Consider the following 25,335-nt stretch of genomic DNA (forward strand, 5'->3'; position numbering starts at 1 on the left):
CAAGGAGTTTATATCATGAATCAATTGCAAAAAGCTGGTGGAATTGCAGCGCTTATGGAGGCAAGCATTTACGTATCAGCTTTCATTTTTTTTGGCGCATTCTGGGCTTATCCCATAGATGCTAACCCCGCTCAACAGTTTGCTTTTCTTGCTGAAAACCAAGTTGCCCTATCTATTGTAAATCTCATCATGTATGTATTATTCGGTGTCTTGCTAGCGATATTGGTAATGGCTATGCATCACCGATTAACAATAAACACTCCATTGCTGTCACAAATTGCTTCGGTCTTTGGGATCATTTGGGTGGGTTTGGTCATAGCCAGTGGAATGATTGCCAATATAGGGTTAGCTACGGCATTGGGCTTGGCAACAAAAGACCCTGAGCAAGCAATGACAGTCTGGCGAGCTATCTATGCTGTCGTCGAAGGCTTAGGCGGGGGAAACGAGGTTGTTGGCGGTCTGTGGGTATTATTGCTGAGTGTTGCCGCTTTAAAAGGTAACGAATTACCTAAAATCCTCAATTACTTTGGCCTTTTTGTAGGCATTGTGGGTATTTTCACCATCTACCCTGCAGATGTACTGACAGAGATTTTCGGTTTAAGCCAAATCATATGGTTTTCTTGGCTAGGGAAAGTATTGCTGAGTAGGCCTAAGAGTTAATCATCATTAAGTGAAGTGAACTTATTTTAAGTTGAGAAGTGCGCTCTTCGTCAAATGCTAAGGCCGCACTTTTAAACTGTTTAATATCAAAAAAGATACCCAATTGATTTTGCAGCCTTGAAAGAGTGATAATCAGCAGGATTTCGTTATTAAATGTATAGAAAGCAAGAATAAAGCGGTACAGAGTATATAAAAAATGCCCGCTTAGTCGCTCTTAAAGGTGCAGGTTACGTATTTTGACGTTTACCTATACAAACTAAACTTTTTGGTGAATTCCCGTAAAATTTCAGTATCACCAAATAAGCACACACCGAGATATTCTAAGTCTGCTTCTTTAGTTTCATTGGTCCTTTGCTGTTGTGCTAAAGAGCCACCTTCAATCATCGAACTGGTAAAGTCTGTAAACTTAATATCTCGACTTATGGCTTCCTCGCGCACTTTACGAAGTTTATTGGAGTTATCCGCTTTTAACACAATAAAAGGATAATGAGATAAGTTCGGGTGCAAATTCCCATCCATGTCATGGTAATCAATATACTGAGTTTCACTATCATCTAGCTGACTTGCAAGACCAACACTCAAGTGACCTAATACATTCAGCGACCTGCCAAGTTCCATCTTTTTACTCAAAACCGCTATGAATCGTTTCTGACTTTCATCTGGCAAATTTGACATAACATTTCCTTGTTAATTGATAGGTGAACACAAGTGATATATCGCATCATTATAAATCCCAACTCCGCAGTGATATATCACTTAAAGATCAAGGCTATATAAGAACTGATTATTGATTTAATGCACCAAGTTTACTTTTTTACCTGCTCGCCACATGAGTATGAAAAACATCATAAAATAAATAGGTGTTTCCACAAAGGTGTCATATGTGAGCCACTGTTCTTCAGTTAATTGACTTGCTACACAATAATTTAACCCAGCCATACATAAACCAATAAATGCTAAACCTATGACAAAGAATCTATGTTGAATAGGTGAGTTTAAATAGCGCTCAAAACGAGTTCCAAAGTAACCACCTTTATTAAACACGCCATCGATTATTAACGCTGATGCACTGAGTATTCCCATGAATGTGCCTTTGAGTTGAACTAAAAACTCACTTTGAAATGCAAACGAGAATATCGCTGATACGAAGAGCATTATTGTTCCGAACACTGCAAATCCACCAAGTAAATCGGCTTTTACAAAGCGTTGAATAATAACAAGTGCTAACCCTAAAAATACACCCGTAAATGCAGCCATGACTAAATCGCCAGTAACTTTCGCTACTAAGAAAAATACAGCACCTATGCCTATATCCGCGACAATAGAGGGTTTGTTTCTCCGCCATTTTTCACTTTGAAGCATTCTTTTTTCAGTTGCCTCTGGTGTTTGATCAGAAACACTCAGTTTTTCGAGTGTTTTAGTGGCAAAGTGAATATCTTTACCTGGATGACTTTGATAAATTAAATCAGTACCTTTCCTAACCTCGATACCGACACTAAACCAATTAAAGTAGCCAACTGATACGTGCACGGGTTTTGTTTCGTTGCCTGCTTGACTGGTCGATTGAAACTTATGCACAACTACTTTGACAGCTCCGTTGAATGAATCTGAACATTGGTCTATTAGATTCCCATTGCAAAATAGTTCAGATGTATAAGAAGTAAGTGTAAATGAGTACTTCACTTCATAGTCATCACCGTTATATTGAAAAGGCCGTTTGTAAGTCCATAAACGCATCGTCATCACCCTGATTTTTCCTATTTTTGTTTTTCTATCATCTAGCAAACTTGTATGGGCTGCACTTAAGAGCTCCAATAGGATCCGTTACTGCCTAGTTTTTAATTTAATAAGAGCCTCTAAGTATCGTTTCTGACTTTCATCTGGTAAATTTGAAATAACATTTCCTTGTTGAGGCTCATTTTGAGACATTTAGCCAACCTTGTTGAAGCATGAACAAGCTTTGAAATAAACTACTTGTAAATTCTGGTCTTTCATTTTCAATAAATTGATTCACTTTCAATAAATTGATTCACTTTCAATAAATTGATGCATTTTTAATACTTGATATTTATGTATTCCATTGTTCTGCCACGCACGCCCTTCAGTGGTAATACTATTATGAAATGGCAAAATCAATAGATGGCCTCTAACAATTTTGCTTCTCGCTTTCGCCAGACTCTTGCTTATCCCAGAGTTAGACGACCCTTGTTATCCATTTTTTACGCTGTTTTTAGATAACAGACTTAACTGACAGTGCTACTTTTCTAATACCGTGGGCTGGCGTCCACCTTTTAAATTCGATAAAGCCATGTTTCTTATATAAATTAATTGCTGGTATATTTACTACAGCAGTTTCTACAACAGCTTCTGAAAACTCAATTTTTTCTAGAACAAAGCTTACCAATTTACCACCAATACCTTTCCTAAAGTAATTGGGGTCAACAGTTAAACTATTAATATCTAAGTGCTGGTCTTCCATTACAATCTCTATAACTCCAGCTACGCATTCATTTTTAATAAATCCATAAAACTGTGTTTTTGAATTTTCTATATTGTTAATACTTCGGAATAGAGGCGGAAAATCAAGAGTGCCTATAAGATGAGCTTCAACTTGATATGATCGTTGAAAAACAGTAAAAATCTGGTTTGCTACTTTTTCATCCGAATTATTAAGTTTTCTAATCATAATATGCCTAAATCAAACATTTTCATTACTCTCTAATATCGCAATAAGCGGCAAATATATAGTTGGCTAAAATCTTAAAGTAAGTGAAACAGCCAAACCAATTTTTTCGATTATTCTTCTTGTTATATATATACTTAGCTCTGACTAGATTGCTTTAAATTATTTAGTAAAACAAGACTTAAACCGATAATGGGAATATTGGTTGTTATAGGGTTGAAAGCCTCTATTAATAACTGATGCTGTATAACTGCGACAAATAGCAATAAACCAATAAGTGCATAAATGTTAAGTAAAACAATCAACTTGGAGCGGTAAAAAACAAATAAAATAATGCCGAATATCACTTCGATAATACCAGCAGATTTTGTAATGTGATAAGACACTTCGTCAGAAAAACCAATGCTTGCTGTCATTAATTGTTCGAGCGGAGCAATATGGATTAACTTTGGGAATATTCCATGGTAAAGCCAACTAAAGCTGACTATATAGCGGGCTATTTGAATAGATGACAACGACTTACTTCCTTGTATTTATAACAGTCTATTAGCGAGATTTCAGATAAACAAATTCAATCATCTCTCGTGCAAAATGATTACTAATAGGTATATTCTTTATTAATTTCAATACGCTATCAGCATATCGCCTCAGAATCAATAATCCCTTTTGGGGAAGCCGATAATTTAGTTAACCGAGAATTAGCACTTCTCGTTATACAAGTGTAACTAATCTAAAAAACACACAGTATCAATAGGTTATAATTTAAAACAAAGTGAAAATGAAATTTTAAGATAACATATCAATAATCAAAGTGGCCAAGTTTATAGCAATAAAATAAAACTGTTTGAAGGTTCAAAATCTATGCTAAAGAAACGATGACAGTATTTAGATTTCTGGCAATATTTTCGCTGACGGCTAGGTTGAGCAAATAGGAATGTTAACTAGGGTAAAGTACCAGAAGTGATCATAGTCATTAGGCAAATCATTTTTAGAAAACAGACTTATGACAAATACATTAAGAGATAGACAATAGAAACTGATAATTAAAAACAGATAGATAGAAACAAATAGATAGGAACAAATAGATAGGAACAGATAAACAAAAAATATTTTGAGAGAAAATTTGGCGGTGACGGAGAGATTCGAACTCTCGAAGGGTTGCCCCTTACACACTTTCCAGGCGTGCTCCTTCAGCCACTCGGACACGTCACCATTTCAAATTTTTATCTTGTAGCAATTCTCACAAACGCCAAATACTGATTAGTCAATTTAGATATTGATATCAAGATGTTCGTGAACGGACGGTACTTTACGCAAATGCGCATAGTGGGTCAAGAGAAAATCCCCTATTCCCATTCTATTGCGCATTTGCTGCTCAAAATGGTTTCAAACTGAGGTGATTAACGCTGTTTACGCCATTAAGGTTGGGAACAAGCCTTTTAATCCCGCTGCTACAACCTCAATGCCTATGGATAACATCAGTAGACCCATCAGACGGGTAATGACGTTAATGCCTGTGGTACCTAATATTTTAAAAATAACTGGTGCAAGTCTAAATAAACCAAAGCTCATGAAGCCAAAGACCACCACCGTTATCGACATACCGATTAAATCGACCATCTTATTATTATCAGATGCAAATACAATCACCGAACTAATGGCTCCTGGGCCTGCCATTAATGGCAATGCTAATGGCACTACTGCCACTGACTCCATCCCTGACGCTTCACGATCTTCTTCTTGATTTCGCTTTACTGGGCTTAATTTACCTTGCAGCATCGACATTGCAATGATTGCAATCAAGCTACCACCAGCGATTCTGAACGCTGACAGTGAAATACTGAACATATTTAAAATATGCTGACCAATAAATATCGTCACCAATAAAATCACGACAACCGCAAAGTTAGCGACTTTGCCTGTATGGTTACGTTCGACCTCTGTTTGGTGACTGGTCAAGCTTACAAAAACCGGCAATAACCCCACCGGGTTAATGATGGCAACCAGTCCTAAGAAAAACTTAACGTAAAGCATGAAATCCACAAGCAAATCCTCAAAATTATATGGTTTTGTGGCCCAAAAAATAATCGCGCAACTTTACTGATTATTTGCTTTTTATCAAATGAGATTTTTTAAAACTTTGAGCCAGTTAATAAAAAATCTAATCTATGAATATATTCGCTTTTTCGAATTAGATTTACTTATGAAAAAGTATGCCTTGAATCACATTTCTGCCTTCATCCTTCATTTTCCACTCTTGTATTAAATAAACAACGTAGCCTTTATAGTGAAATTTAATTCCAATTAAAGGCGAAAATTAATATTTTTCAGCCTACATAGTGCAACATTTGTTATAATATTTCTCTTTCTGAATATAAATTACTGTTTAGCTTTTGTTTTCACTTTTTTCAATACAGTACATTAAGGTTTCTCATGGGTAAACGAAATAGAATTAGCCAAAAAAACGGTCAACGCAAAATTACTGGCTCTAGAAGAAGGTTAGCTTATTTTCTATGGATAACAAAAACCGGACATAAATGCCCGCCTACCGAGCTTAAAATAGCTGACGATAATAGCTAAAACTCAAACGCTATTTAACGACTCTATGATTAGGCTGTAAGATCCACTTCATAAAATCAGACAAAAAAAAGAGATGCTTATTAGCATCTCTTTTTGTTTAATCAGACGTGTTGGTATAACTATTTTTTCTCAGTCCAACGATCCATCCAACCAAGTACGTTTTTGTACCATTGTTGCAAGTTATCTTGGTTCAGAATCCAATGGTTCTCATCTGGGAACATTAATAGTTCTGATGGGATATCGTTACGCTGCATGTAAGTAAACGCAGCTAAGCCTTGTCCATAAGGTACACGGTAATCTTTTTCACCGTGGATCACTAGCATTGGCGTTTTCCAGTTTTCAACATAGTTTACTGGGTTAAACTTCTCATACAGTTCTTTGTTTTCAGTGTAAGTACCACCGAACTCATACTCTGGGAACCATAATTCTTCAGTTACGTGATACATAGAACGCATATCAAATAAACCAGCATGGTTAACTAAACACTGGAAGCCGTCACTCCAATTACCTTGGAACCAGTTCATCATGTAACCACCGTACGAACCACCTAATGCACAAGCGTTATCAGTATCTAGCCATTTCTGTTGTTGACCAACAGCTGCTAAGCCTTTTTGTAAATCTTCTAAAGGCTTACCGCCCCAATCTTTTGAGATTGAATCAGTAAATGCTTGGCCATAACCAGTAGAGCCATGGAAGTCGACCATCACTACGCCATAACCTGCACCAGCCCATAGCTGCGCATTCCAGCGACCACTAAATGAATTGCCAAACGATCCTTGTGGGCCGCCGTGAACTAAATAGGCAACAGGATACTTTTTACCAGACTCATAGTTAGCAGGCTTGATCCAGTAACCATGTACTGTCTCGTTGTTCCAACCTTTAAAGTTAAACTGTTGGAATTCGCCAAATTGAATCTCAGCAAGCTTTTCTTCGTTAACATTAGTTAAGCGAGTCAGGTTTTCACCTTCCAGGCTGATTTTGTATAAGTCACCTGGCTCTACCAATGATTTATTACTAAAGATGATGCCTGAATCAGTAACGGCTACAAGGCTGTTACTGCCGTCATTGTATAGTGGACGTACATCACCAAACTGGGTGTTAACTTCAAAGATGCTAACTTGCCCCACATCTTGCGCAGTAACATACAAGGTTCGGCCATCATCACTAAATGTCAGTGAATGTGGGCTGCGATCCCACAGCGGTGCGACTTCTTTTTCAGCGCCTGTCACAGTGTCACGTAACATGATGCGGTAACGATCGGCTTCAAAACCAGGTTTGCTCATGGCTAAATAAGCTAATTGGCGACCATCTTTTGAATACGTTGGCTGTGCATCCCATGCTAAGTTTTTCTCAGTTAGGTTTTCAGCTTCGCCGCCTGTTACTGGCACTTTCCATAAATCGTAATTTGTTGTCCAAGCTTGGTCTTTACTTGGCGCTTTTGCGCTATAAACAATATGCTTACCATCTGCAGTAAATGTGACCTCTTCCATGCCTGAGAAAGGTTTTGGCGGGGTTTCAGTATCTAGACCAAAAGTAACATCAACCACATCTTTTACTGGCTTACCATTTAACTGGCCAACGAATAAATGATTACGGGCATGATCTTCCCATGTGTCCCAATGGCGAACCATCAACTGCTTGTATTCACGGCCTGTAGTCTTTTTGTTTTCTTCTTCTGCAATACGGTCAACAGTACAAGCTAAGTCCTTGCACTCTGGAAAGACGCGCATGTTCATGACAACTTGTTTGCCGTCATTTGAAAGCTTGTAACCATTAACGTCTAACGGTAAATCAGTGACTTGTAATGCTTCACCGCCAGATAAAGACAGGTTATAAAGCTGGCTTGAACCATCGCGCGCAGCAAGGAAGTAAATTGATTGGTCGTCAACACTGAAGTTAACGTCATGCTCAGTCCCTTTATGGGAAGTAATTTGCACTGGTTTAGCATTTTTGTTGCTTAAGTCGAGAAGATAAAGATCAGAACTACTCTCGCCTTGTGCATCAATGTGTTTAACTGCATAAACCAATTGAGTGCCATCATTTGACACTGCCGCAGAATGTAATTTGTTAAGTTTAACGAGCTGCTGCACATTAAAAGGAGTTTTAGTTGGCTCTGCAGCTTGGACAGAAAGTGCAAGTCCTGCTGCGCCAAGCGCAAGTAGTAGCGACGACTTTTTCATTTGATGAAGTTCTCTTGTTATTTTTTGTTGTTGATATCAATCACATTCAATTTCTAAATAAATCAATTATGGCTAGCATCATCACAGTTTTATGAGGTGAAGTTAGCAGTCAGTTAGTGAACTGAAATGACTCTGTTTAAAAAATACTGCTAAGCACATTACCCAAACAAAAACGCTCAGGCAATAGAGGGGTTCAAAAAAATGAATCTATCTATTTCTGAGCGTGATTTTTTAAACAATTTGAGTGTTTAAGCAGCTATATAAGCACGTATGACAGCATTTATATATGTTTCCATATAAGCACTTAATTAAGCTAGTCAAATATCAACACTAGCTTTTAGCGTTAGCAATATTCACTTTCCAAATTGCAGGACCCGTTTCATGAGCATTAATACCCTGAGTATCAACGGCTACAGTAACCGGCATATCTTGCACATCAAATTCGTAAATCGCTTCCATACCTAAATCTTCAAATGCGACAACGCGCGACTTTTTGATTGCTTTTGATACAAGGTAAGCTGCGCCGCCCACAGCCATTAAGTAAACCGCTTTGTGTTTCTTAATTGACTCAACAGTCTGTGGTCCACGCTCTGATTTACCAATCATGCCCATTAACCCTGTTTTTTCGAGCATAAGATCAGTGAACTTGTCCATACGGGTTGCTGTTGTAGGGCCTGCTGGGCCAACGACTTCGTTACCTACTGGATCGACTGGGCCAACGTAGTAAATAAACTTACCGGTAAAGTCGACACCTTCAGGTAAACCTTCTCCAGATTCGATGAGAGTTTGAATACGTTTATGCGCTGCGTCGCGACCTGTTAGCATTTTGCCGTTTAGCAATAAGGTATCACCACTCTTCCAGGTTTCAATTTCAGCTTGGGTGACGTTATCTAAATCGACTCTGTGAGTGTTCTCACCCGCTTCACGAGTGATCTCAGGCCAATCAGCTAATGATGGTGGGCTTAAATCTGCAGGGCCTGTGCCATCTAAATGGAAGTGAACGTGACGAGTCGCTGCGCAGTTAGGGATCATTACAACAGGTTTAGATGCCGCGTGAGTCGGTACAGACTTAACTTTAATATCTAAAACTGTCGTTAATCCGCCTAAACCTTGTGCACCAATACCTGTGCTGTTAGCACGTTCAAAAATATCTAAACGTAGCTTTTCTTCGGTAGTTTCTGCGCCGCGTTCCATTAGCTCATGGATATCAACAGGATCCATTAACGACTCTTTTGCTAACACAGCGGCTTTTTCAGCAGTGCCGCCAATGCCTATACCTAGCATTCCTGGTGGACACCAACCCGCACCCATTGTCGGTAAGGTTTTTTCAACCCAAGCTGCAATGTCATCTGACGGATTTAACATGACCATTTTAGATTTGTTTTCTGATCCGCCGCCTTTAGCAGCAATCATCACTTCAATGTGATCGCCAGGCACCATATCAATATGTACTACAGAAGGCGTGTTATCACGAGTGTTTTTACGTGTGCCAGCAGGGTCAGCCACAATAGATGCACGTAAAGGGTTGTCTGGATTCAGGTAAGCTTGGCGTACGCCTTGATCAACCATTTCTTGTACAGTCATGTCGGTTTTATCCCACTGAACTGCCATACCAATTTTAACGAAAGTGGTCACAATACCTGTGTCTTGGCATAAAGGACGTTTGCCTTCAGCTGACATACGAGAATTAATCAAGATTTGTGCGATTGCATCTTTTGCAGCTGCACTTTCTTCGCGATCGTAGGCTTTCGCCATCGCGTCAACGAAATCTTTTGGGTGATAATACGAGATATACTGCAGAGAATCAGCAATGCTTTCGATGAAATCAGCTTGCTTAATCACAACACTAGCAGAAGAATTTGTAGACATATAGGGGCGCTCCAGCAGCCATTGAGGCATAACTTGTTTTATTTTTATATGAATGCGGTGTTAAAATTGAATTTAACCATAGAGTTAAAAAAGCATTCAATTAGCTATTAATCCTTTCAGGGACAATATGATACTCTTTCCAGCCTTTTTGGGCTACATGACATTTTAAATAGGTGTATTAATGGGACAGTTGAGCCAAGACTCTCTTGCTATAACAAAGCTAAATTGGGCATTAGACACCCACACAGTTTTCAGCGTGGTGAGCGATCAACCCTGGGCAATGTTATTGGATTCAACTCAAACCCTACATCAAGATGCCAATTTTGACATCATAGTGTTTAGCCCAATTGCCACCCTTGTCAGTGATGGGTCAAGCATCGACTGTTCAATAGTACCTACAAGACAAACTCAATCTGATATCAACTCCTCAGCTACTATTACTCCAACTGCCACTGCTAATGTTTTTGAAACACTGCAAGCAATGCAAAGCAAACTTTATCCAACCCAGTTTGATTGTAAGTTGCCATTTAGTGGCGGCTCAGTGGGTAGTTTTAACTATGATTTAGGCCGAGTCATTGAAAACTTGCCCCAACAAGCCATGAAAGATATTCAACTACCTGATGTTAATGTCGGTTTTTATGACTTTTCTTTATTATTTAGCCATCAAGAAAAATGCTGGTATGCCACGCATTATCTTGGCGAGGAAGCACTAAAGCTTGAGGTGAAAAAATTTGAAGCAAAACTAAATATAGTTAAACTCAATGAAGCTAAACTAGACGAAGCACAAAATACCAGTAAGCAATCTCATCCAAACAATGTATTTAAACTCACCTCGACTTGGCAAAACCAAACCACAAAAGCGCAATATCAGCAAAGATTTGAGCAAGTTCAAACCTATTTACATCAAGGTGATTGCTATCAAATCAACTTAACTCAGCGATTTAATGCCAGCTATGAAGGTTGTGAGTGGCAAGCTTATTGCGCTTTATCAGATGCCAACAAAGCCCCTTTTTCAGGTTTTATACGTTTAAAAGATCATTGTATTTTATCAATATCCCCTGAGCGGTTTATCCAGCTGACTGACGATAAAGTCTCTACAAAACCTATCAAAGGCACGTTACCGCGCGGTAAGACGCCGCAAGAAGATGATGCTAATGCCGCTAAGCTTAAAGCATCAGAGAAAGATCGCGCCGAGAATGTAATGATTGTGGATTTACTGCGTAATGACATCAGTAAAGTGGCTACTGCTGGTTCTGTGAACGTGCCAAAGCTATTTGATATTGAAAGTTTCCCTGCAGTGCATCATTTAGTCAGTACAGTGGAAGCCACTCTTGCCCCTCAATATGATGCTGTTGATTTATTAAAAGCGGCCTTCCCTGGTGGTTCAATTACTGGCGCACCTAAAATCCGCGCGATGGAAATTATCGAAGAGTTAGAGCCATCAAGACGAAATATCTATTGCGGGAGTATTGGTTATATCAGCCAAGATGGTCATATGGACACGAGCATCACCATCCGCACATTAGTCACCGAAAACAATACAATCTATTGCTGGGCTGGCGGCGGTATTGTAGCTGATTCCGATGTGGATGCTGAGTATCAAGAAACCTTTGATAAGGTCAGTAAAATTTTGCCAGTGCTTGAGCAAGTTAATCAATAACATCTTAAAATCATCGATTATTCTCAATCAACTCATATTAATACAAGGCCAGCCAAACATTAATTTGCGGACCTTGATTTAACATAAAATTGAAAGCCGTGAAAATATCAAAGATAATTAAGCCTTATTTTACACAGTTACAAGATAGGCAATAAAACGATTCTTCTAATCTAATTAAAGGCTCTCTAACTGCGTAGTTTTCAACAAGAACATTTAAAGAGAAAGAACAGTTAGCTGGCCATTATTTATTAGAATATTTTTATAATTTTCTATGGGTTACTTTATGATTAGTTGAGTAAATCTGACTCAATTCCATTTTCTTTTAGCAGCTTAAATATATTACTCGGTAAGATAAACAAGGAAGTTGACCCCTCTTCAACCGATAGCAATGCTTGATTCGGAAACCACTCCATAGCCAAATCTATAATCTGCTGAAAGTAATCTGCAGTTTCATTACTAAAAACCTCATCCAAATTAATATCTCCTACCACTTTCTCATTTAAACTAATCGTTAATACGCCATCTTTGACTTCATCTTGGTAGCTAACACTATCATGCTCACCACGTAACTTAACTAACTGCTCTAAGGGGTCAATAAAACCTATATAAGGTGAGCGAATATTATCTAAATCATTAATGTCAAATAACTCAATCGTTTCAGCTTCAAAATGGTCAGCTAAACACGCTATGATTTCAGTTCTATTTGTACCATCAAGTAGTAGCTGATTAAGTTCATCCTCGACATTAGTCTTATTGTTTTCAATATCCACTTCTTCAGTTTTATCTTTTGAAAAGTATTCATCGTCTGTCAGATACTTACCCGCCCTGACATTCGCCCAAATGGTTTTCCATTCTGGGGCAATCTCTTCGGAATCAAGTTGCTTAAACCAAAGCTCTGCGATTGTTTGAAACGCCGCAGAATATTGCTGCCGTTGCTGGTAAAACTGCAGGCTAGTCGCCAGCATCCGACCCAGTATTTCTTCAGAATCATCCCATCGCATTTGTCTTCTATACATTTCTGTAGAGAGCTATTGACTTAAGTTACAAAGATGTTGAATAGAGAAAGCATTAAAATATGGCTGGAATGATTCACCATCTTTATCCTTTTTTATAATTGCCGCCAACTTATCGATAGAGAATAATGCACCACTATTTAACGGCCGAAGTGCTTCAAGCTGCCATTGTTCTGCCTGCTTAACATAAGCGTCATCGAGAAATTGCTGATTTAAGAATAAAAACTGATAAAGTAGTTGCTCACGCTGTAAAAAAAGTGACTTTACATTTTCAGTCGCATTTAATGGCGTCAACAATCGACTTCTATTTTTAATTAATAAATAGCTAGTACTGATACTGCCCAGCATTGATTCTTCACAGCGGGCTTCAGATTTGATGCGCTGAAACTCTGCAAACCAAACGTTAATATCATCTGATGGGTGCCACGCTAAACAGTAGATAAGCGGTACAGGTTCTGCCCATGCAATATCTTCTTGTTTACGTATTCCCTTTAGAAAATAGGGCTCCATATATTTAACTTCTTTTTTAGAGTATTGGTGCTCTAATAGGCATTTTTTTAACTCAGCCCATAATACCTTACGAGCCTTCATCCATTTTTTATCTTCCACTTTCCAATACATGTTCTACTACTCCACGGCGTTAATTAAGTCTTACATACCTTCCAGCAAGTTATTATCTAAATAAGTCTTTCATTAATCTATTTGATTAAGGAGTAATATTAATTAAAAATGCCATTAAATCCCTTTTAGAAAAAGGTTAATTTAAACATGACATCTATTTTAAAAATACAACCCAGCAATTGTTTTCAGTAATATCTATTACCGCTTTAATATCTGAAATATTGTAAGTTATCATCTGAATTCTGGCCTAATACACTCATTCTAATTAACATTAAACAAAATCGATTTATCGAAAAAATGGCAGCAGAATTTGCTTGACGATGTTTATCAAGCTTATTGGCTCATCTAATAAAAGCGTAACTGCCTGAAAGACATTAGCGTGGGGGCCATGTTATTTAATCTTCGCCAATGTTGTCATAACCTGCATATTATTTATTTTCGTTATGTTACTCGGTTGAATATTGACTGGTTCTAATTTCTTCAACTCGATCCCTTAACGCTTGAGGCATTTCAGGGTCATTGATGGCATCAATAATATCTTGCGCTAACTTAATCTGTTTGGGATGTTTTTCACCTGTTGAAGCTAAAAAAGTATCAAGATCTTCAATAAACCACACGAACCCCTTTTCATTTTTATATTGTTCAAAACTTAACTTAACTGCAGATTTCCATATATCTATCTTATTCACACAGATATCGGTATCGAAACGTTCTTTTCTAGTCAGAAAGTCCCCCCAATCATAGCAAGGATCCATACAAAACTTTCTAACATGGAACTCTCGCTCGCTTTCACCTTCAAGCTCAATATACTCCTCTAAGGTCTGAGGCATAAAAACTTGATCGATTACCCACTCCCGACCATTTAACCGACTAACCCCTTTATAAGGGACATTATGCCTATGCTTAGCAATTCTATAAAAAGTGTTTCTATCATTCACCCTATAAGCAGGCATATCTGAATAGCTTTTTTTTTCTTCACAATGGCGATGAAACACTTGCTTTAATGTGTCCGTGTTTTCACTTGGGTGTAGCCAGAGCTCAAGAAGTAAACCACTCCGAAGTTTATAAAGTGTTTCAAGCGCATTGTTATCACCGGTGAGAAAGTAGCTTTTTAAACTGTTTAATTCTTCTTTAGATAAGTCTGTAACCTCAACCAAAGCCTCAGAAATATTAGTCCGATACTGCGGCCACTCTTTTTTACGCTGCTTCATCCACTCTTTGTCGTCACACTTCCAATCACTCATTAAAACTCCTCACTTGCAGTAATTAACTCGTTTATTGTCTCGTCATCTATCCCATCAAGCAGATACGCTTTTAGACAATTTTATATATACCTGTCAACCATTTAGAAAATAATTAACACATATCAACGACATCTTCTAATTTCTCTTTAAAATCAGCATCATTAAATTGACCTGTATATGGTGCAATCCAGTCTTGATAGTGTTTTTCAAAATACCCGCGGGCACCAAGCTTTAATGCGCTTAGGTCATGACTATCTAATTCATCTTCATCCGCTTCTTCTAAGTACTCAAAATAAGATGAGCTTAGGGTGTTGCGGTTGATGTTACCTGCCACTAGGGATATCAACTCAGGTTCGGGCTCTTCGTCGCCGTCTAACCAAACTAAAACTGGGTTTTGGGTAACCTTACTGATAGCTTGCAGCATCTCATCAATATCATCAGGTAAATCAGATGAGCCCATAATATAAAGCTGACCAAAACCTGATTTTAATGAACTAGTCTCAAGCTCTGCTGTATCTTCAACAATCTCTTTAATCTGTTGCCAAACACTCGTTTCAGTTTTAACGATTAACTGTGCGTACATTTCCATCGGTATGTCCTTATAAATGTTTATCTAAATCCGAGGCTATTTATTCTGGTTTTTGCTATTCCGTCAACACAGTTAATATTGGGTATTTTTTAGGGAAAGAAGAATACGTTGCCTCTTTACCCTCTGGCGTTTGGGCAAAATCCCACATTTGCTGCAGAGGCTCAGGTAATTCAGTGGTATTGAGTTTCTCGCGGGTTAAATTTACTAATTTCCAAGCCCTTTTATAACGTTCTTCATCAATGCCTTTAAAGGGATCCAGTAATTCATAATATTGGATGAGCTGTAAGAATTGGTTATTATCTATGGGTGTACGACCAAAAGTATAATCTAGCTGTGGTGCCATATAAAAAGAAAAATCGACTAAATATTGATAATGGTAACTAACATAAGCATCAGGATTAAGTAAGAGTTTAATATTAGCACTACAAAAAGCACCAAACGCGCCTTTATGTCCTCTTGTAAACTCCTGCCATTGTTGTTCTGTAGTGCCATATAACAAGCGGCAATACACCTCTTCTAGACCATGAACCACTCCTTGTGAATTCCCTTTAAAGTAAACGTTTTGCTCGGCTAATATCCAATGAAAAAAGAAATTTTTATCATCGTAACGGTCGTCCAAATAGGCTGTTTGTTGTTGGTTTTTTGCATCTTTTCTCAATTGACAAAATGTAAAATATAGCTCGGTTATATTTTCCTCTGTTTGCAAAGGATGTAAGAGTAACAAAATAGTACAATTTGCATGTTCAGGCAGGTCTTTTAATTGATCTTTTATCTCAGGTAATTCACCTGTTAAATAATAACTTTTATAGTAACGGACATCTTTTGGCAAAAAAGACCCCATGTCACGTAATGTTTTGCTCAGTTCGGCCCAGTCTTTTTTGCGCTGTTTTACCCAGGTTGGATTATCCAGCTGCCATGGCGTTTTATCTAATAAATCTACGAGTTGTTCTATTAACATGCTGTTGGTCACTCCTTGTTGACAGGTTTTATCGCGCGCTAAAGATGTTAATTAATCTAGCCTATTTAATATCCAATAAAAATAAGCTTGCTGATAACATACAAATTTATCATGACACCTATTTTAAAAATACAACCCAGAAATTGTTTTCAGTAATATTGACAACCGCTTTAATATTTGAAATGTCGTAAATTATTATCCTAAGTCACTCATTCTAATTTACATTAAACAAAAATCGATTTATGGCAAAAATGGCAGCTGAATTTGCTTGATGATGTTTATCAAGCTTATTGGCTCATCTAATAAAAGCGTAACTGTCAGAAAGACATTAATCATGGAGGCCATGTTGTTAAATAAAGGGTAACGTTATTTTTAAACTAATTTCCCGCGCCTTTTTTTCTTAACAGCACTTCGTTTCTCAAGTAGTTTTTGCTTTAAACTTTTTTCAACTATGGGTTCAGGTAATGGAATTTCTGTAAAAAAGGGGTCAGCTTCTATCATTAACTCCTCTAATGACGCAGCCTTTTGTGCCAGTTGCCACCAATGCTTGATAAACTCCGGTAAGTCATCATTACTCATAGCCTGCTTAAGTTGGCTCAAAAACACCCTCCGAATATCTAGATCTTCATCTAAGAACTCAAAGTTTTCGACATAATAGAAAAGCTCCAATATATGAGATTTGTTAGAATATAGTATGTCTTTACCAAAAGCTTCTTCATTTGACCAGGTCAGCGCTTTGGCCCAATATTTAACAGCAAACTGACTCAGCTTATTTTTATTAATGATTCTTGCTTTAGTTAACCAACTGTACATACCTCCAAACTTATATGGCAGCCCAACTAACGCATATTTATCCACTTCAATATTAGGTGCCCTAAAATACCGTCCATCACCTAGGTGCTCAAAATAAAAGTTGACTAACCTTTTCTCCAACCCCATAAAAAAACCATTTTCGTTATCATAATCATTAAAATCTATATCTGCATTCGCTTGGCGAAATAATGCGGCAAAGTAGTTTAATTCATACCGAAGATCATACATATCTTCATGACCATCAAAAACAACATCCCTAATGCTAAGCCAATTATCGAGCGACGAATCAGGATCTAGCCATAAACGGATAACCAAAGGCACAGGGTTATCTTTATCATTTCTGTCCCATTTGGGCGCTTTGCCCTTTATATAATATCTCTTAAAATCAGACAGCTGCTTTTTAGTAAATTTCTCAACAAAATAATCAGAAAAACGAGGGCTAATTTCATGTTCCCAAATAGCCTCTCGTTGAGCGATCCATTCAACGGTTGTTGTATCTTTTCTCATGATAAAATCTCCTCCACTATCTCTTTCATGTCATCTAACAAGTCATTCTCAACAATATTTTTTGACAGTATTTATCATGAAACCTATTTTAAAAAATACAACCCAGCAATTGTTTTCATTAATATCAACTACCACTTCAACATTCGAAATATCGGAAGTAATTATGCTAATTTCACTCATTTTTCTTAGATTAAACAAAAATCGATTTATGGCCAAAAACGGCAGCAGAAATTGCTTGATGATGTGTTGTGGTCAACTCATATTGGCCACGATCTTATAGTTTGACCAGAACAATCGTTCTGATTCATTGGTTGTCAGTCCGCCGTTATATTGATATGTACGAAGCTGGCAATAATATCCATATATGGCCGTGATATTACTCAGTGATAAAATCTGAGTAGCTAAGGCCATCAACTAATTTGAACTGGTCATCTACACCATGAAGTAAGCCATATACTCCGTGTAAAAAAATACTATAATTACTATCAATAAAGGGGATTATCTTTAGCTTAAGATATGACAAGTAATCTTCAGGGGCTGGGAGTATTGATTTGGGCTCGTCACTCCTTGAATAGTTAAGATACCTGGCAAAATTAAGATTACTTTCCGTTCTCAATGAATCTAATAAAAACAGTCTATTTGCATTAAACACTCTAGATTTACATAAACCATTCCTAACTCTCGAGCTTTCCGAAATTATAACCCTACGAGATTTATTTAAAATAAATACATTCAAAAACAAGATTGATCTATCAGTGCCTATATATTTAGATGACATTTCAAATCTGTAATGGTAAGCATCACCCTGTCCGACTTCCGACTTAAACTCTTTTGATAGCATACTCTCTAAATTGACTAACTTAACTTCTTTAGGAACATATTCATGCAGACAGAACTCATTTTTCTTTAATTGATAAAAAATATGAGAAATTGGATCTTCACCTTCATCAAAATTAGATATAAAAGTGCTAAAGAATGCACGTTTATATTCGGATTCTGTATTATCTAAAGTTAGTGAAAATTCTTTTGTTAATCTTTTATCGACCCATTCATCTTCTTTATCTTCAAGAGCTGCTTCCCATAACTCAGCCATTCTTTCCAAAGTGAAGCCATACTTTTCAACACACTTTAAAAATTCAGTGACAAACTCTTTTTTTGCTTGGGATGCTGCGTGGCATGCGTGCTGGGGTATAAAGTGCCTTATATAAAGAAACAGCTGACTTATTGACTTGAGGTTTTGTTTACGCTCAAAAGCCGACTTATCCATATGATGCAGCGAAGAGAACCAAAAAGGCAGTAAAATCAAGAATCCTTGATATTGATTACTACCACACATACTTAACCAATTATTGGCATGCCTAATAAAAGACATAGAGAAATCATTTTTTTTGCTCGCTTCAAGAGGAAATGCTCTAACTTGAAAGGAATTGTATTCTATTAGCTTATCTGTATATTCAACTTCATCATTGGTCACCCACTGGAACAGAGTTAAACGACGATGCCAATCATCAAAAGGCATAAACTCTTCAGGCACTACTTTCATTACTGATTTAACTAATGTTTCCCTGAGGTATTTTGTTCCATATTGTGTCGTGGCTTCACTGGCCATTTCATCAATATAAGATGTTGAAATTGTAGGGCACCACCTCATTCTAGTCTCAAGTGAAGGGGCATATTCAGAACCTTCAGTCCATTCTCCTTTAATGAAATATCGTTTCATTGCGGATATTCTATTTTTGTTAACACCGTCACATAGCAACTGAAATTCTATGGGCTCCCAAGCAAGCGCCCTATCGGACAGCCATTGTGGATCTTTTAATAACCATACTTCTTTATGAAAACTAAACTTTGCCATTCAACCCACCATAATCTAAAAATCACTTGATTTCGGATTAGCATCTTCCTAGAAGATAACACTTTAATAAAACTAATTTTCAATAGCTTAATGGATTTACATTAAAGATTCGATAGCTCTTTTAGGTAGGTTTTAAGTCTTTACTGATTAAGTTTGATTAGGAAGAAGATAGATTGACTAGGATTAATATCAATGACTAACAGCCATGTGCTCAAGATACAAAGCTCGCAGATTGTTATATGTGCGAGCTTTGTTTATCAAACCTTTAGATAATTAACCTTAACTAGAGTAAAGCTTTTCTAAATACTCTTGCGCGACTTTGTGCCAAGTAAATCGAACTTCACTGGCAGATTGTCTCATGGCCAAATACTCATCTGGATTGTCATTGTGCATGGTTAACGCTTGCTCGAGTACTAATAGCAATTGCTGGGCTTGGTGTTGTAAATTATTGCCTTCAAATAACCAGCCATTATATTTATCTGCAATCGTGTCTCTTAGGCCACCGACGCCATGGGCAATACACACTTGGCCGTGTTTCATGGCTAATAATTGGCTTATTCCACAAGGCTCAAAACTGCTTGGCATCATAAACAGCTCACCGTATTGATATAGGCTGGTTGATAAACTGTCATCGTAACCGTTAAGAAACACAAAGTTATCGTTGTTTGCAGCGACTTTTTGAAACTCTGCGGCAATTTGTTTATCGCCACTGCCCAAAAGGATAAATATTGCTTTAGGTTTAGCTTGTTTTAGTCGCTGTAAAACAGATTGTAAAATAGAACCTGAATTACCGTTGGCTTGCCTTAGCAATAACACTTTTTGATCGGTTAAACGCCCTACTGATGTCATTAAAAAATCACAGGCTACACTAGGCTTTGATTGTTTTGCCATCAGCATTTGTAAGCGTGTTAAAGCAATTTGATCGACTGCTTTTACATACTCAGATTTACCAAGCCACTTAATAACGGCTTGCTGAGAATGTTCAAATACTTGTGCAATTTGTTTGCTGGAAACAGGCTTTACAGATTTAGCGACTTTCGACACTTTACTTACTTGAGACACTTTACTCTCTTGGTCATGGGACACTTGGTCATGAGTCGCCTGAGTTTCATAAATACAGCCATTAAGTATACCGACTACGTCACCTCGATGATGCTTATCAAGCAATGAGCCTTCTAAACCTTCACCGCCAAAAAACCCGTTTTGGTGATCGGATGCCATTAATACTTCATTGGCATAAGTCGGCGACACCAAATGGACCTTATCACTGAGTTCAATGCCCATTTTCATCGGGTTAATACAATGAGCATAACGAGGGTCACTGATTTGGATTTTCTGTGCTTGAGTTAATTTCATCGTTAACTCAGGAAACCATGCCGTAAACGAGGACACATCTTCTCGAATTGGACGAATGCCCTGCAAGGCTAAATTATGAATAGAAAACACACAAGGTAAGGCTTTAAGCGCTGCATATTCAGATGCAAAGGCACGTAGCATCACTAACATTCCTGCATGCCAATCATGCATATGCAAGATATCAACCGGGGCTATGACTGCATCGATATAAGCTTGCGCTACCACTAAGTTAAATAAGGCAAACTTAGTGGCATCTTCTGCAAACGGACGGTCAGGAGCACCTTCGGTATACACTTGGTTATCTGGGCTATTAAATAAATGATGATCAAACAAATAAACTGAGCTAGTTAACTCAATACTTTTGCCTTGGGAGCTTGTATCTTGCGTGCTTTTATCTTGCAAGCCAGTCGCTGTTAAAAATGGCGCAGGCATTTTGTAGACATCGATTGTTTCGAGATTGGCGCCAAACTTTACCACGACCTTAGCAATAAACTCTGCATTGTTGTCTTTGGCAATGAAACCATAATTAGGCATTGCCACATCAACACACACATCTACTTTAGCGAGTGCTGGGGGTAAGTCACGGATAACATCAGCCATTCCACCTACTTTGGCCCCTTTTATTGCGTCGTTTTCTGCTGCGATCATCAACACTTTTTTCACGTTGCTGGTTACCTTTTCAATATTTAATTTGGAATTCATTACGTCGATAGCGATATCTAACTAACAAGCGGCTATTTATTGACATAACCGCTCATTGAGTCAGATTTACTCGTAACCTACTGGCAGCCCGAGCATTTTACGGGTGACTAAAGTGATACCTTTTTCAGAGACTCTAAAACCACGGGCTAAGTCTTGCTCGCGGCTGTAACCTATTTCCATGCCCTCAGGTATTACGCAGCCGCGATCAATAATCGCATTTTGAATTTTGCAGTTTTTAAGTACCACCACATCTGGAAGCAACACTGAATCTTTAACCAATGAATAAGAGCAAACTCTGACTTCATCAAACAGCACACTGCGTTTAACTTTAGCGCCCGAAATAATACAACCACCAGAGATAATAGAATCCACTGCCATACCGCGGCGGTCGTCATCATCAAAAACAAACTTTGCTGGTGGCAATTGTTCTTGATAAGTCCAAATCGGCCACTTGGCGTCATACAGGTTTAACGCTGGGGTTGGCGAAAGTAATTCCATGTTAGCTTGGAAAAATGAATCTAAGGTGCCTACATCACGCCAATACGCTGGCTCGTCTGGTACTGCACTGGTAAACGGAAATGCAAACACATTGGCTTCTTTAATGATGGCTGGAATAATGTCTTTGCCAAAATCTCGGTCAGAATTCGCGTTGTCAGCATCTTTTCGCAGTTGGTCAAACAAGAATTTAGTATTGAATACATAGTTGCCCATTGAGGCTAAACAGAACTCTTCGTTACCCGGAATCGATTTAGGCAGCTCTGGTTTTTCTTCAAAACCAATCACTCTTTTATCTTCATCCACTTCCATCACACCAAATGAGCCTGCCGCTTCTGGAATTGGGGTTTCTAGGCAACATACTGTCATGTCAGCACCAGATTCAGCATGGGCTGCAAGTAAACCTGCATAATCCATACGATAGACATGGTCGCCAGATAAAATCATCACGTATTTAGGTATTTCATGGCGAATGATATCGATATTTTGAAACACTGCATCGGCGGTGCCTTCATACCAATTTCCTGAGGTTTGCTGTGATGCAGGTAATATCTCTACCGACTCACCGAGTTCTTTTTTAAAGTGACCCCAACCACGGCTGACATGGCGTATCAAAGAATGAGATTTGTATTGGGTAACAACCCCAACTCGGCGAATGCCTGAGTTAATGCAATTAGATAATGGAAAATCGATAATGCGGAATTTACCACCAAAATATAAGGCAGGTTTTGCACGCCAATCGGTTAGCTCATGTAAACGAGAACCTCGTCCACCAGCTAAAATAAGCGCATAGGTATCGCGGGTAAGATTACTAATATAACGAACATTCGACATAAATATTAACTCCTAACTGTACGACTTTGGTTAGGGGCTGCAACTTGTAGAAAACGCACTTCTAGCAAGCTAACAAGCCCTTTAGCTATCTGATGATTATTTGGCTAGCCAAATTTCGTCACGATATGCACTAATAGTGTTGTCACTTGAAAAACGTCCGCTTGCGGCAGTATTTCGAATACTCATTTGCGTCCAATGCTGTTGATCAGCATATGCTTTAGACACTTGGTCTTGAGCGACTTTATAAGCTTCGAAATCTGCTGCGATCATCCATTGATCAAAAGGATCTTCAATAGCATGAATAATGCTGTCGAAAATGCCCGGTTCCACTAAATTGAAATGACCACTTTTCAGCATGGTTAATACTTGCTGTAGAGCGGTCGATTGTTGAATAAATTGTTGAGGGTTATAGTTTGTTTTAAGTTGGCTGACCTGGTCTGCATTAAGACCAAAGAGGAAAAAGTTTTCTTCCCCTACTTCTTCAAGCATCTCGATATTGGCGCCATCTAATGTGCCAATGGTCATCGCACCGTTCATCATAAATTTCATGTTGCCAGTACCTGACGCTTCTTTACCTGCTGTTGAAATTTGCTCAGATAAATCGGTACCAGGACATATTTTTTCCATAGCGCTAACGTTGTAATTTGGCAAGAAAGCAAAACGCAGATAAGGCGTAACGACGGGATCTGAATTCACCATATGCGCGACATTGTTGGCTAATTTGATAATTTGCTTGGCCATGGCGTAACCAGGAGCAGCTTTACCACCAATAAGCACACAACGAGGCTGTAGGCCTTCGGTATCACCCGCTACAATACGTTGGTATAAATGGATGACATGCAGAATATTTAATAACTGTCTTTTGTACTCATGGATCCTTTTTACCTGCACATCAAACATCATTGCAGGATCAAACGACACATTGCATTCTTCAAGGACTAACTTGGCTAAATCGACCTTGTTGTCGAATTTCACTTGTTGCCACTGTTTCATAAACGCTTTGTCATCAGTGAACGCATTTAGCGCTGTCAACTGAGTTAAATCCGTCACCCATTGCTCACCTAAACGGCGATTTAATAAATCAGCTAGCCTAGGATTACAGTGAGCAAGCCAGCGTCTTGGCGTTACGCCGTTGGTTTTGTTATTAAACTTTTGTGGCCACAATTGATAAAAGTCTTTAAACAAACCTTTTTTCAGTAAATCAGTATGCAGACCAGCAACCCCATTCACCGAAAAGCTTGCCACAATCGCTAAATAAGCCATTCGCACATGAGGCTCTGGTCCTTCTTCAATAATCGACATACTGGCAAGTTTATGGTTATCACCAGGCCATTGATGCGCGACTTCTTCAAGATAGCGCGCATTGATTTCGTAAATTATGTCTAAAATCCGCGGCAGCATGTTTTTCAACATACGCACTGGCCAGCGTTCAAGTGCTTCAGGTAATAAAGTGTGATTGGTATAAGCAACGCTTTTTGAAGTGATGTCCCATGCTTGATCCCAAGCTAAGCCATAATTATCCATCAATAGGCGCATCATCTCAGGGACTGCAATACTAGGATGGGTATCATTAAGCTGCATGACGTTTAGTTCACTAAAGCGGCTAAAGTCTTGGCCGAATACTGTAATGTAGCGTTGTAAAATATCTTGCAGACTGGCTGATGATAAAAAGTATTGTTGCCTTAATCGTAACTCTTTACCGTTTTCACTTGCATCGTTGGGGTAAAGCACCATGGTAATTTGTTCGGCTAAGTTTTTACGGGCTACCGCTTCGGTATAATCACCATCATTAAACTCTGCTAAATCAAAGTCATCAGTGGCTTCAGCTTTCCATAACCGCAAAGTATTGATGCGGCCATTTTTAAACCCTGGCACTGGCATATCATGGGGAACAGCCTGAACATCTTGGGTATCAACCCACACATAGTGCCGGTGACCTTCAGGATCGACATAAGATTCTGTATGACCAAAAAAAGGCACTGTAATGGCATGGTTTGCCATTCTCACTTCCCATGGGTTGCCTTCACGTAACCAGCGATCAGGTTGCTCTACCTGATAACCATCAACCAATTTTTGTTTGAACATGCCATATTCATAACGAATACCGTAGCCCACAACTGATAAATCTAAATTGGCACAACTGTCTAAAAAGCATGCCGCTAAGCGCCCTAAACCGCCGTTACCTAAACCTGCATCTAACTCCGCCTCTTGCAGGGTTTCTAAATTGGCTGAATAATCCGTTAATGCATCGTTAGTCTCTTGGGTTAAATCTAAACTGAGTAAGGCATTGCCTAAGGTACGTCCCATTAAGAACTCTAACGATAAGTAGGCTATTTGTTTTTGCTGATACTGGTTATCTTTTAACCGAGTTTCTCGCCATTGCGGTAATAATTGCGATTTAACTGTTGAAGCAAGCGCACTATAAATATCGTTCACGGCTTGTTCATCGCGGCACAATGCCCCATGAAACTGGCGTTCAAATGTTGCAGCTAAGGTATCGCATGGGTCACAATCAGTGACTTTTGTATTAGCTGTGTTCTTGTTGGCGACTGGCTTTTTAGCGGTGCGTTTCGCCGTTTTAGCTTTGGTCTTAGCTACAGGCTTTTGTTTCACTTCTTCGGCATTATTCACAGCAGATAAATTGTCCGCCGAGCCTACATTTGTTGCTGGCGTTTTTCCTTTAGTCACAGTCATCGATAAAACTCCTTTATTACCC

General features: G+C 38.5%; 19 protein-coding genes and 1 tRNA gene. 2 read left to right on the forward strand and 18 right to left on the reverse strand.

Translation table 11 applies throughout. The features are described from left to right. Nucleotides 1-15 precede the first annotated feature (15 nt). Entirely contained in the window at nucleotides 16-660 is a 645-nt protein-coding gene (locus BCU84_RS07725; protein ID WP_102527510.1) for a DUF4386 family protein, read from the forward strand. Between the two features lie 243 nt (nucleotides 661-903). On the opposite strand, the gene BCU84_RS07730 is transcribed toward BCU84_RS07725, so the two are convergent. The 8 genes from BCU84_RS07730 to BCU84_RS07765 all read right to left on the reverse strand — a co-directional run bounded on the left by BCU84_RS07730 (nucleotide 904) and on the right by BCU84_RS07765 (nucleotide 9,972). Continuing rightward, on the reverse strand, nucleotides 904-1,335 hold the full coding sequence (locus BCU84_RS07730) for a DUF2000 domain-containing protein (protein WP_102527511.1): 432 nt from the start codon (nucleotides 1,333-1,335) through the stop codon (nucleotides 904-906). Nucleotides 1,336-1,452: 117 nt separating this feature from the next. Continuing rightward, the gene (locus tag BCU84_RS07735; protein WP_133146626.1) at nucleotides 1,453-2,445 is read right to left on the reverse strand and encodes a hypothetical protein; all 993 of its coding nucleotides are present in this window, start codon (nucleotides 2,443-2,445) and stop codon (nucleotides 1,453-1,455) included. A 445-nt stretch (nucleotides 2,446-2,890) separates the two neighbouring features. Beyond that, nucleotides 2,891-3,346, reverse strand: coding sequence for an N-acetyltransferase (locus tag BCU84_RS07740; protein WP_102527513.1), 456 nt, complete (start codon nucleotides 3,344-3,346; stop codon nucleotides 2,891-2,893). A 134-nt stretch (nucleotides 3,347-3,480) separates the two neighbouring features. Then, entirely contained in the window at nucleotides 3,481-3,858 is a 378-nt protein-coding gene (locus tag BCU84_RS07745; RefSeq protein ID WP_102527514.1) for a DoxX-like family protein, read from the reverse strand. Between the two features lie 609 nt (nucleotides 3,859-4,467). After that, a tRNA-Ser gene (locus BCU84_RS07750) sits at nucleotides 4,468-4,555 on the reverse strand. A 198-nt stretch (nucleotides 4,556-4,753) separates the two neighbouring features. After that, complete coding sequence (locus BCU84_RS07755; protein WP_102527515.1) at nucleotides 4,754-5,386, reverse strand: YchE family NAAT transporter; 633 nt, start codon at nucleotides 5,384-5,386, stop codon at nucleotides 4,754-4,756. Nucleotides 5,387-6,042: 656 nt separating this feature from the next. Next, on the reverse strand, nucleotides 6,043-8,103 hold the full coding sequence (locus tag BCU84_RS07760; protein WP_102527516.1) for a S9 family peptidase: 2,061 nt from the start codon (nucleotides 8,101-8,103) through the stop codon (nucleotides 6,043-6,045). Between the two features lie 330 nt (nucleotides 8,104-8,433). Further along, nucleotides 8,434-9,972 (reverse strand): fumarate hydratase, encoded by a 1,539-nt coding sequence (locus BCU84_RS07765; RefSeq protein WP_102527517.1) that lies wholly within the window; start codon nucleotides 9,970-9,972, stop codon nucleotides 8,434-8,436. 181 nt (nucleotides 9,973-10,153) lie between these two features. Between BCU84_RS07765 and pabB the strand changes: the two genes are divergently transcribed. Next, the gene (pabB, locus tag BCU84_RS07770) at nucleotides 10,154-11,632 is read left to right on the forward strand and encodes an aminodeoxychorismate synthase component I (protein WP_102527518.1); all 1,479 of its coding nucleotides are present in this window, start codon (nucleotides 10,154-10,156) and stop codon (nucleotides 11,630-11,632) included. A 287-nt stretch (nucleotides 11,633-11,919) separates the two neighbouring features. Here the strand turns inward: pabB and BCU84_RS07775 are convergent, their stop codons facing one another. The 10 genes from BCU84_RS07775 to BCU84_RS07820 form a co-directional block, all read right to left on the reverse strand. Beyond that, the gene (locus tag BCU84_RS07775; RefSeq protein WP_102527519.1) at nucleotides 11,920-12,633 is read right to left on the reverse strand and encodes a hypothetical protein; all 714 of its coding nucleotides are present in this window, start codon (nucleotides 12,631-12,633) and stop codon (nucleotides 11,920-11,922) included. Nucleotides 12,634-12,660: 27 nt separating this feature from the next. Next, nucleotides 12,661-13,266: a hypothetical protein gene (locus tag BCU84_RS07780; protein ID WP_102527520.1), complete on the reverse strand. Its 606-nt coding sequence runs from the start codon at nucleotides 13,264-13,266 to the stop codon at nucleotides 12,661-12,663. 446 nt (nucleotides 13,267-13,712) lie between these two features. After that, a complete protein-coding gene (locus BCU84_RS07785) occupies nucleotides 13,713-14,510 on the reverse strand; it encodes a hypothetical protein (RefSeq protein ID WP_102527521.1) in 798 nt (265 codons plus the stop codon). Between the two features lie 112 nt (nucleotides 14,511-14,622). Continuing rightward, nucleotides 14,623-15,099: a hypothetical protein gene (locus BCU84_RS07790; RefSeq protein ID WP_102527522.1), complete on the reverse strand. Its 477-nt coding sequence runs from the start codon at nucleotides 15,097-15,099 to the stop codon at nucleotides 14,623-14,625. 55 nt (nucleotides 15,100-15,154) lie between these two features. Beyond that, nucleotides 15,155-16,057 carry a hypothetical protein gene (locus BCU84_RS07795; RefSeq protein WP_102527523.1) on the reverse strand — a complete coding sequence of 301 codons (903 nt, stop codon included), beginning with the start codon at nucleotides 16,055-16,057 and terminating at the stop codon, nucleotides 15,155-15,157. Nucleotides 16,058-16,429: 372 nt separating this feature from the next. After that, nucleotides 16,430-17,377, reverse strand: coding sequence for a hypothetical protein (locus tag BCU84_RS07800; RefSeq protein WP_102527524.1), 948 nt, complete (start codon nucleotides 17,375-17,377; stop codon nucleotides 16,430-16,432). Between the two features lie 376 nt (nucleotides 17,378-17,753). Beyond that, the gene (locus BCU84_RS07805) at nucleotides 17,754-19,232 is read right to left on the reverse strand and encodes a hypothetical protein (RefSeq protein ID WP_102527525.1); all 1,479 of its coding nucleotides are present in this window, start codon (nucleotides 19,230-19,232) and stop codon (nucleotides 17,754-17,756) included. 279 nt (nucleotides 19,233-19,511) lie between these two features. Then, nucleotides 19,512-21,236, reverse strand: coding sequence for a glycogen/starch synthase (locus tag BCU84_RS07810; RefSeq protein ID WP_102527540.1), 1,725 nt, complete (start codon nucleotides 21,234-21,236; stop codon nucleotides 19,512-19,514). A 120-nt stretch (nucleotides 21,237-21,356) separates the two neighbouring features. Further along, nucleotides 21,357-22,619 carry a glucose-1-phosphate adenylyltransferase gene (glgC, locus tag BCU84_RS07815; RefSeq protein ID WP_102527526.1) on the reverse strand — a complete coding sequence of 421 codons (1,263 nt, stop codon included), beginning with the start codon at nucleotides 22,617-22,619 and terminating at the stop codon, nucleotides 21,357-21,359. A 96-nt stretch (nucleotides 22,620-22,715) separates the two neighbouring features. After that, entirely contained in the window at nucleotides 22,716-25,313 is a 2,598-nt protein-coding gene (locus tag BCU84_RS07820) for a glycogen/starch/alpha-glucan phosphorylase (RefSeq protein ID WP_102527527.1), read from the reverse strand. Nucleotides 25,314-25,335: the final 22 nt, after the last annotated feature.

The sequence above is a fragment of the Shewanella sp. 10N.286.51.B7 genome (assembly GCF_002873615.1).
GTDB classification, from domain to species: domain Bacteria; phylum Pseudomonadota; class Gammaproteobacteria; order Enterobacterales; family Shewanellaceae; genus Shewanella; species Shewanella electrodiphila.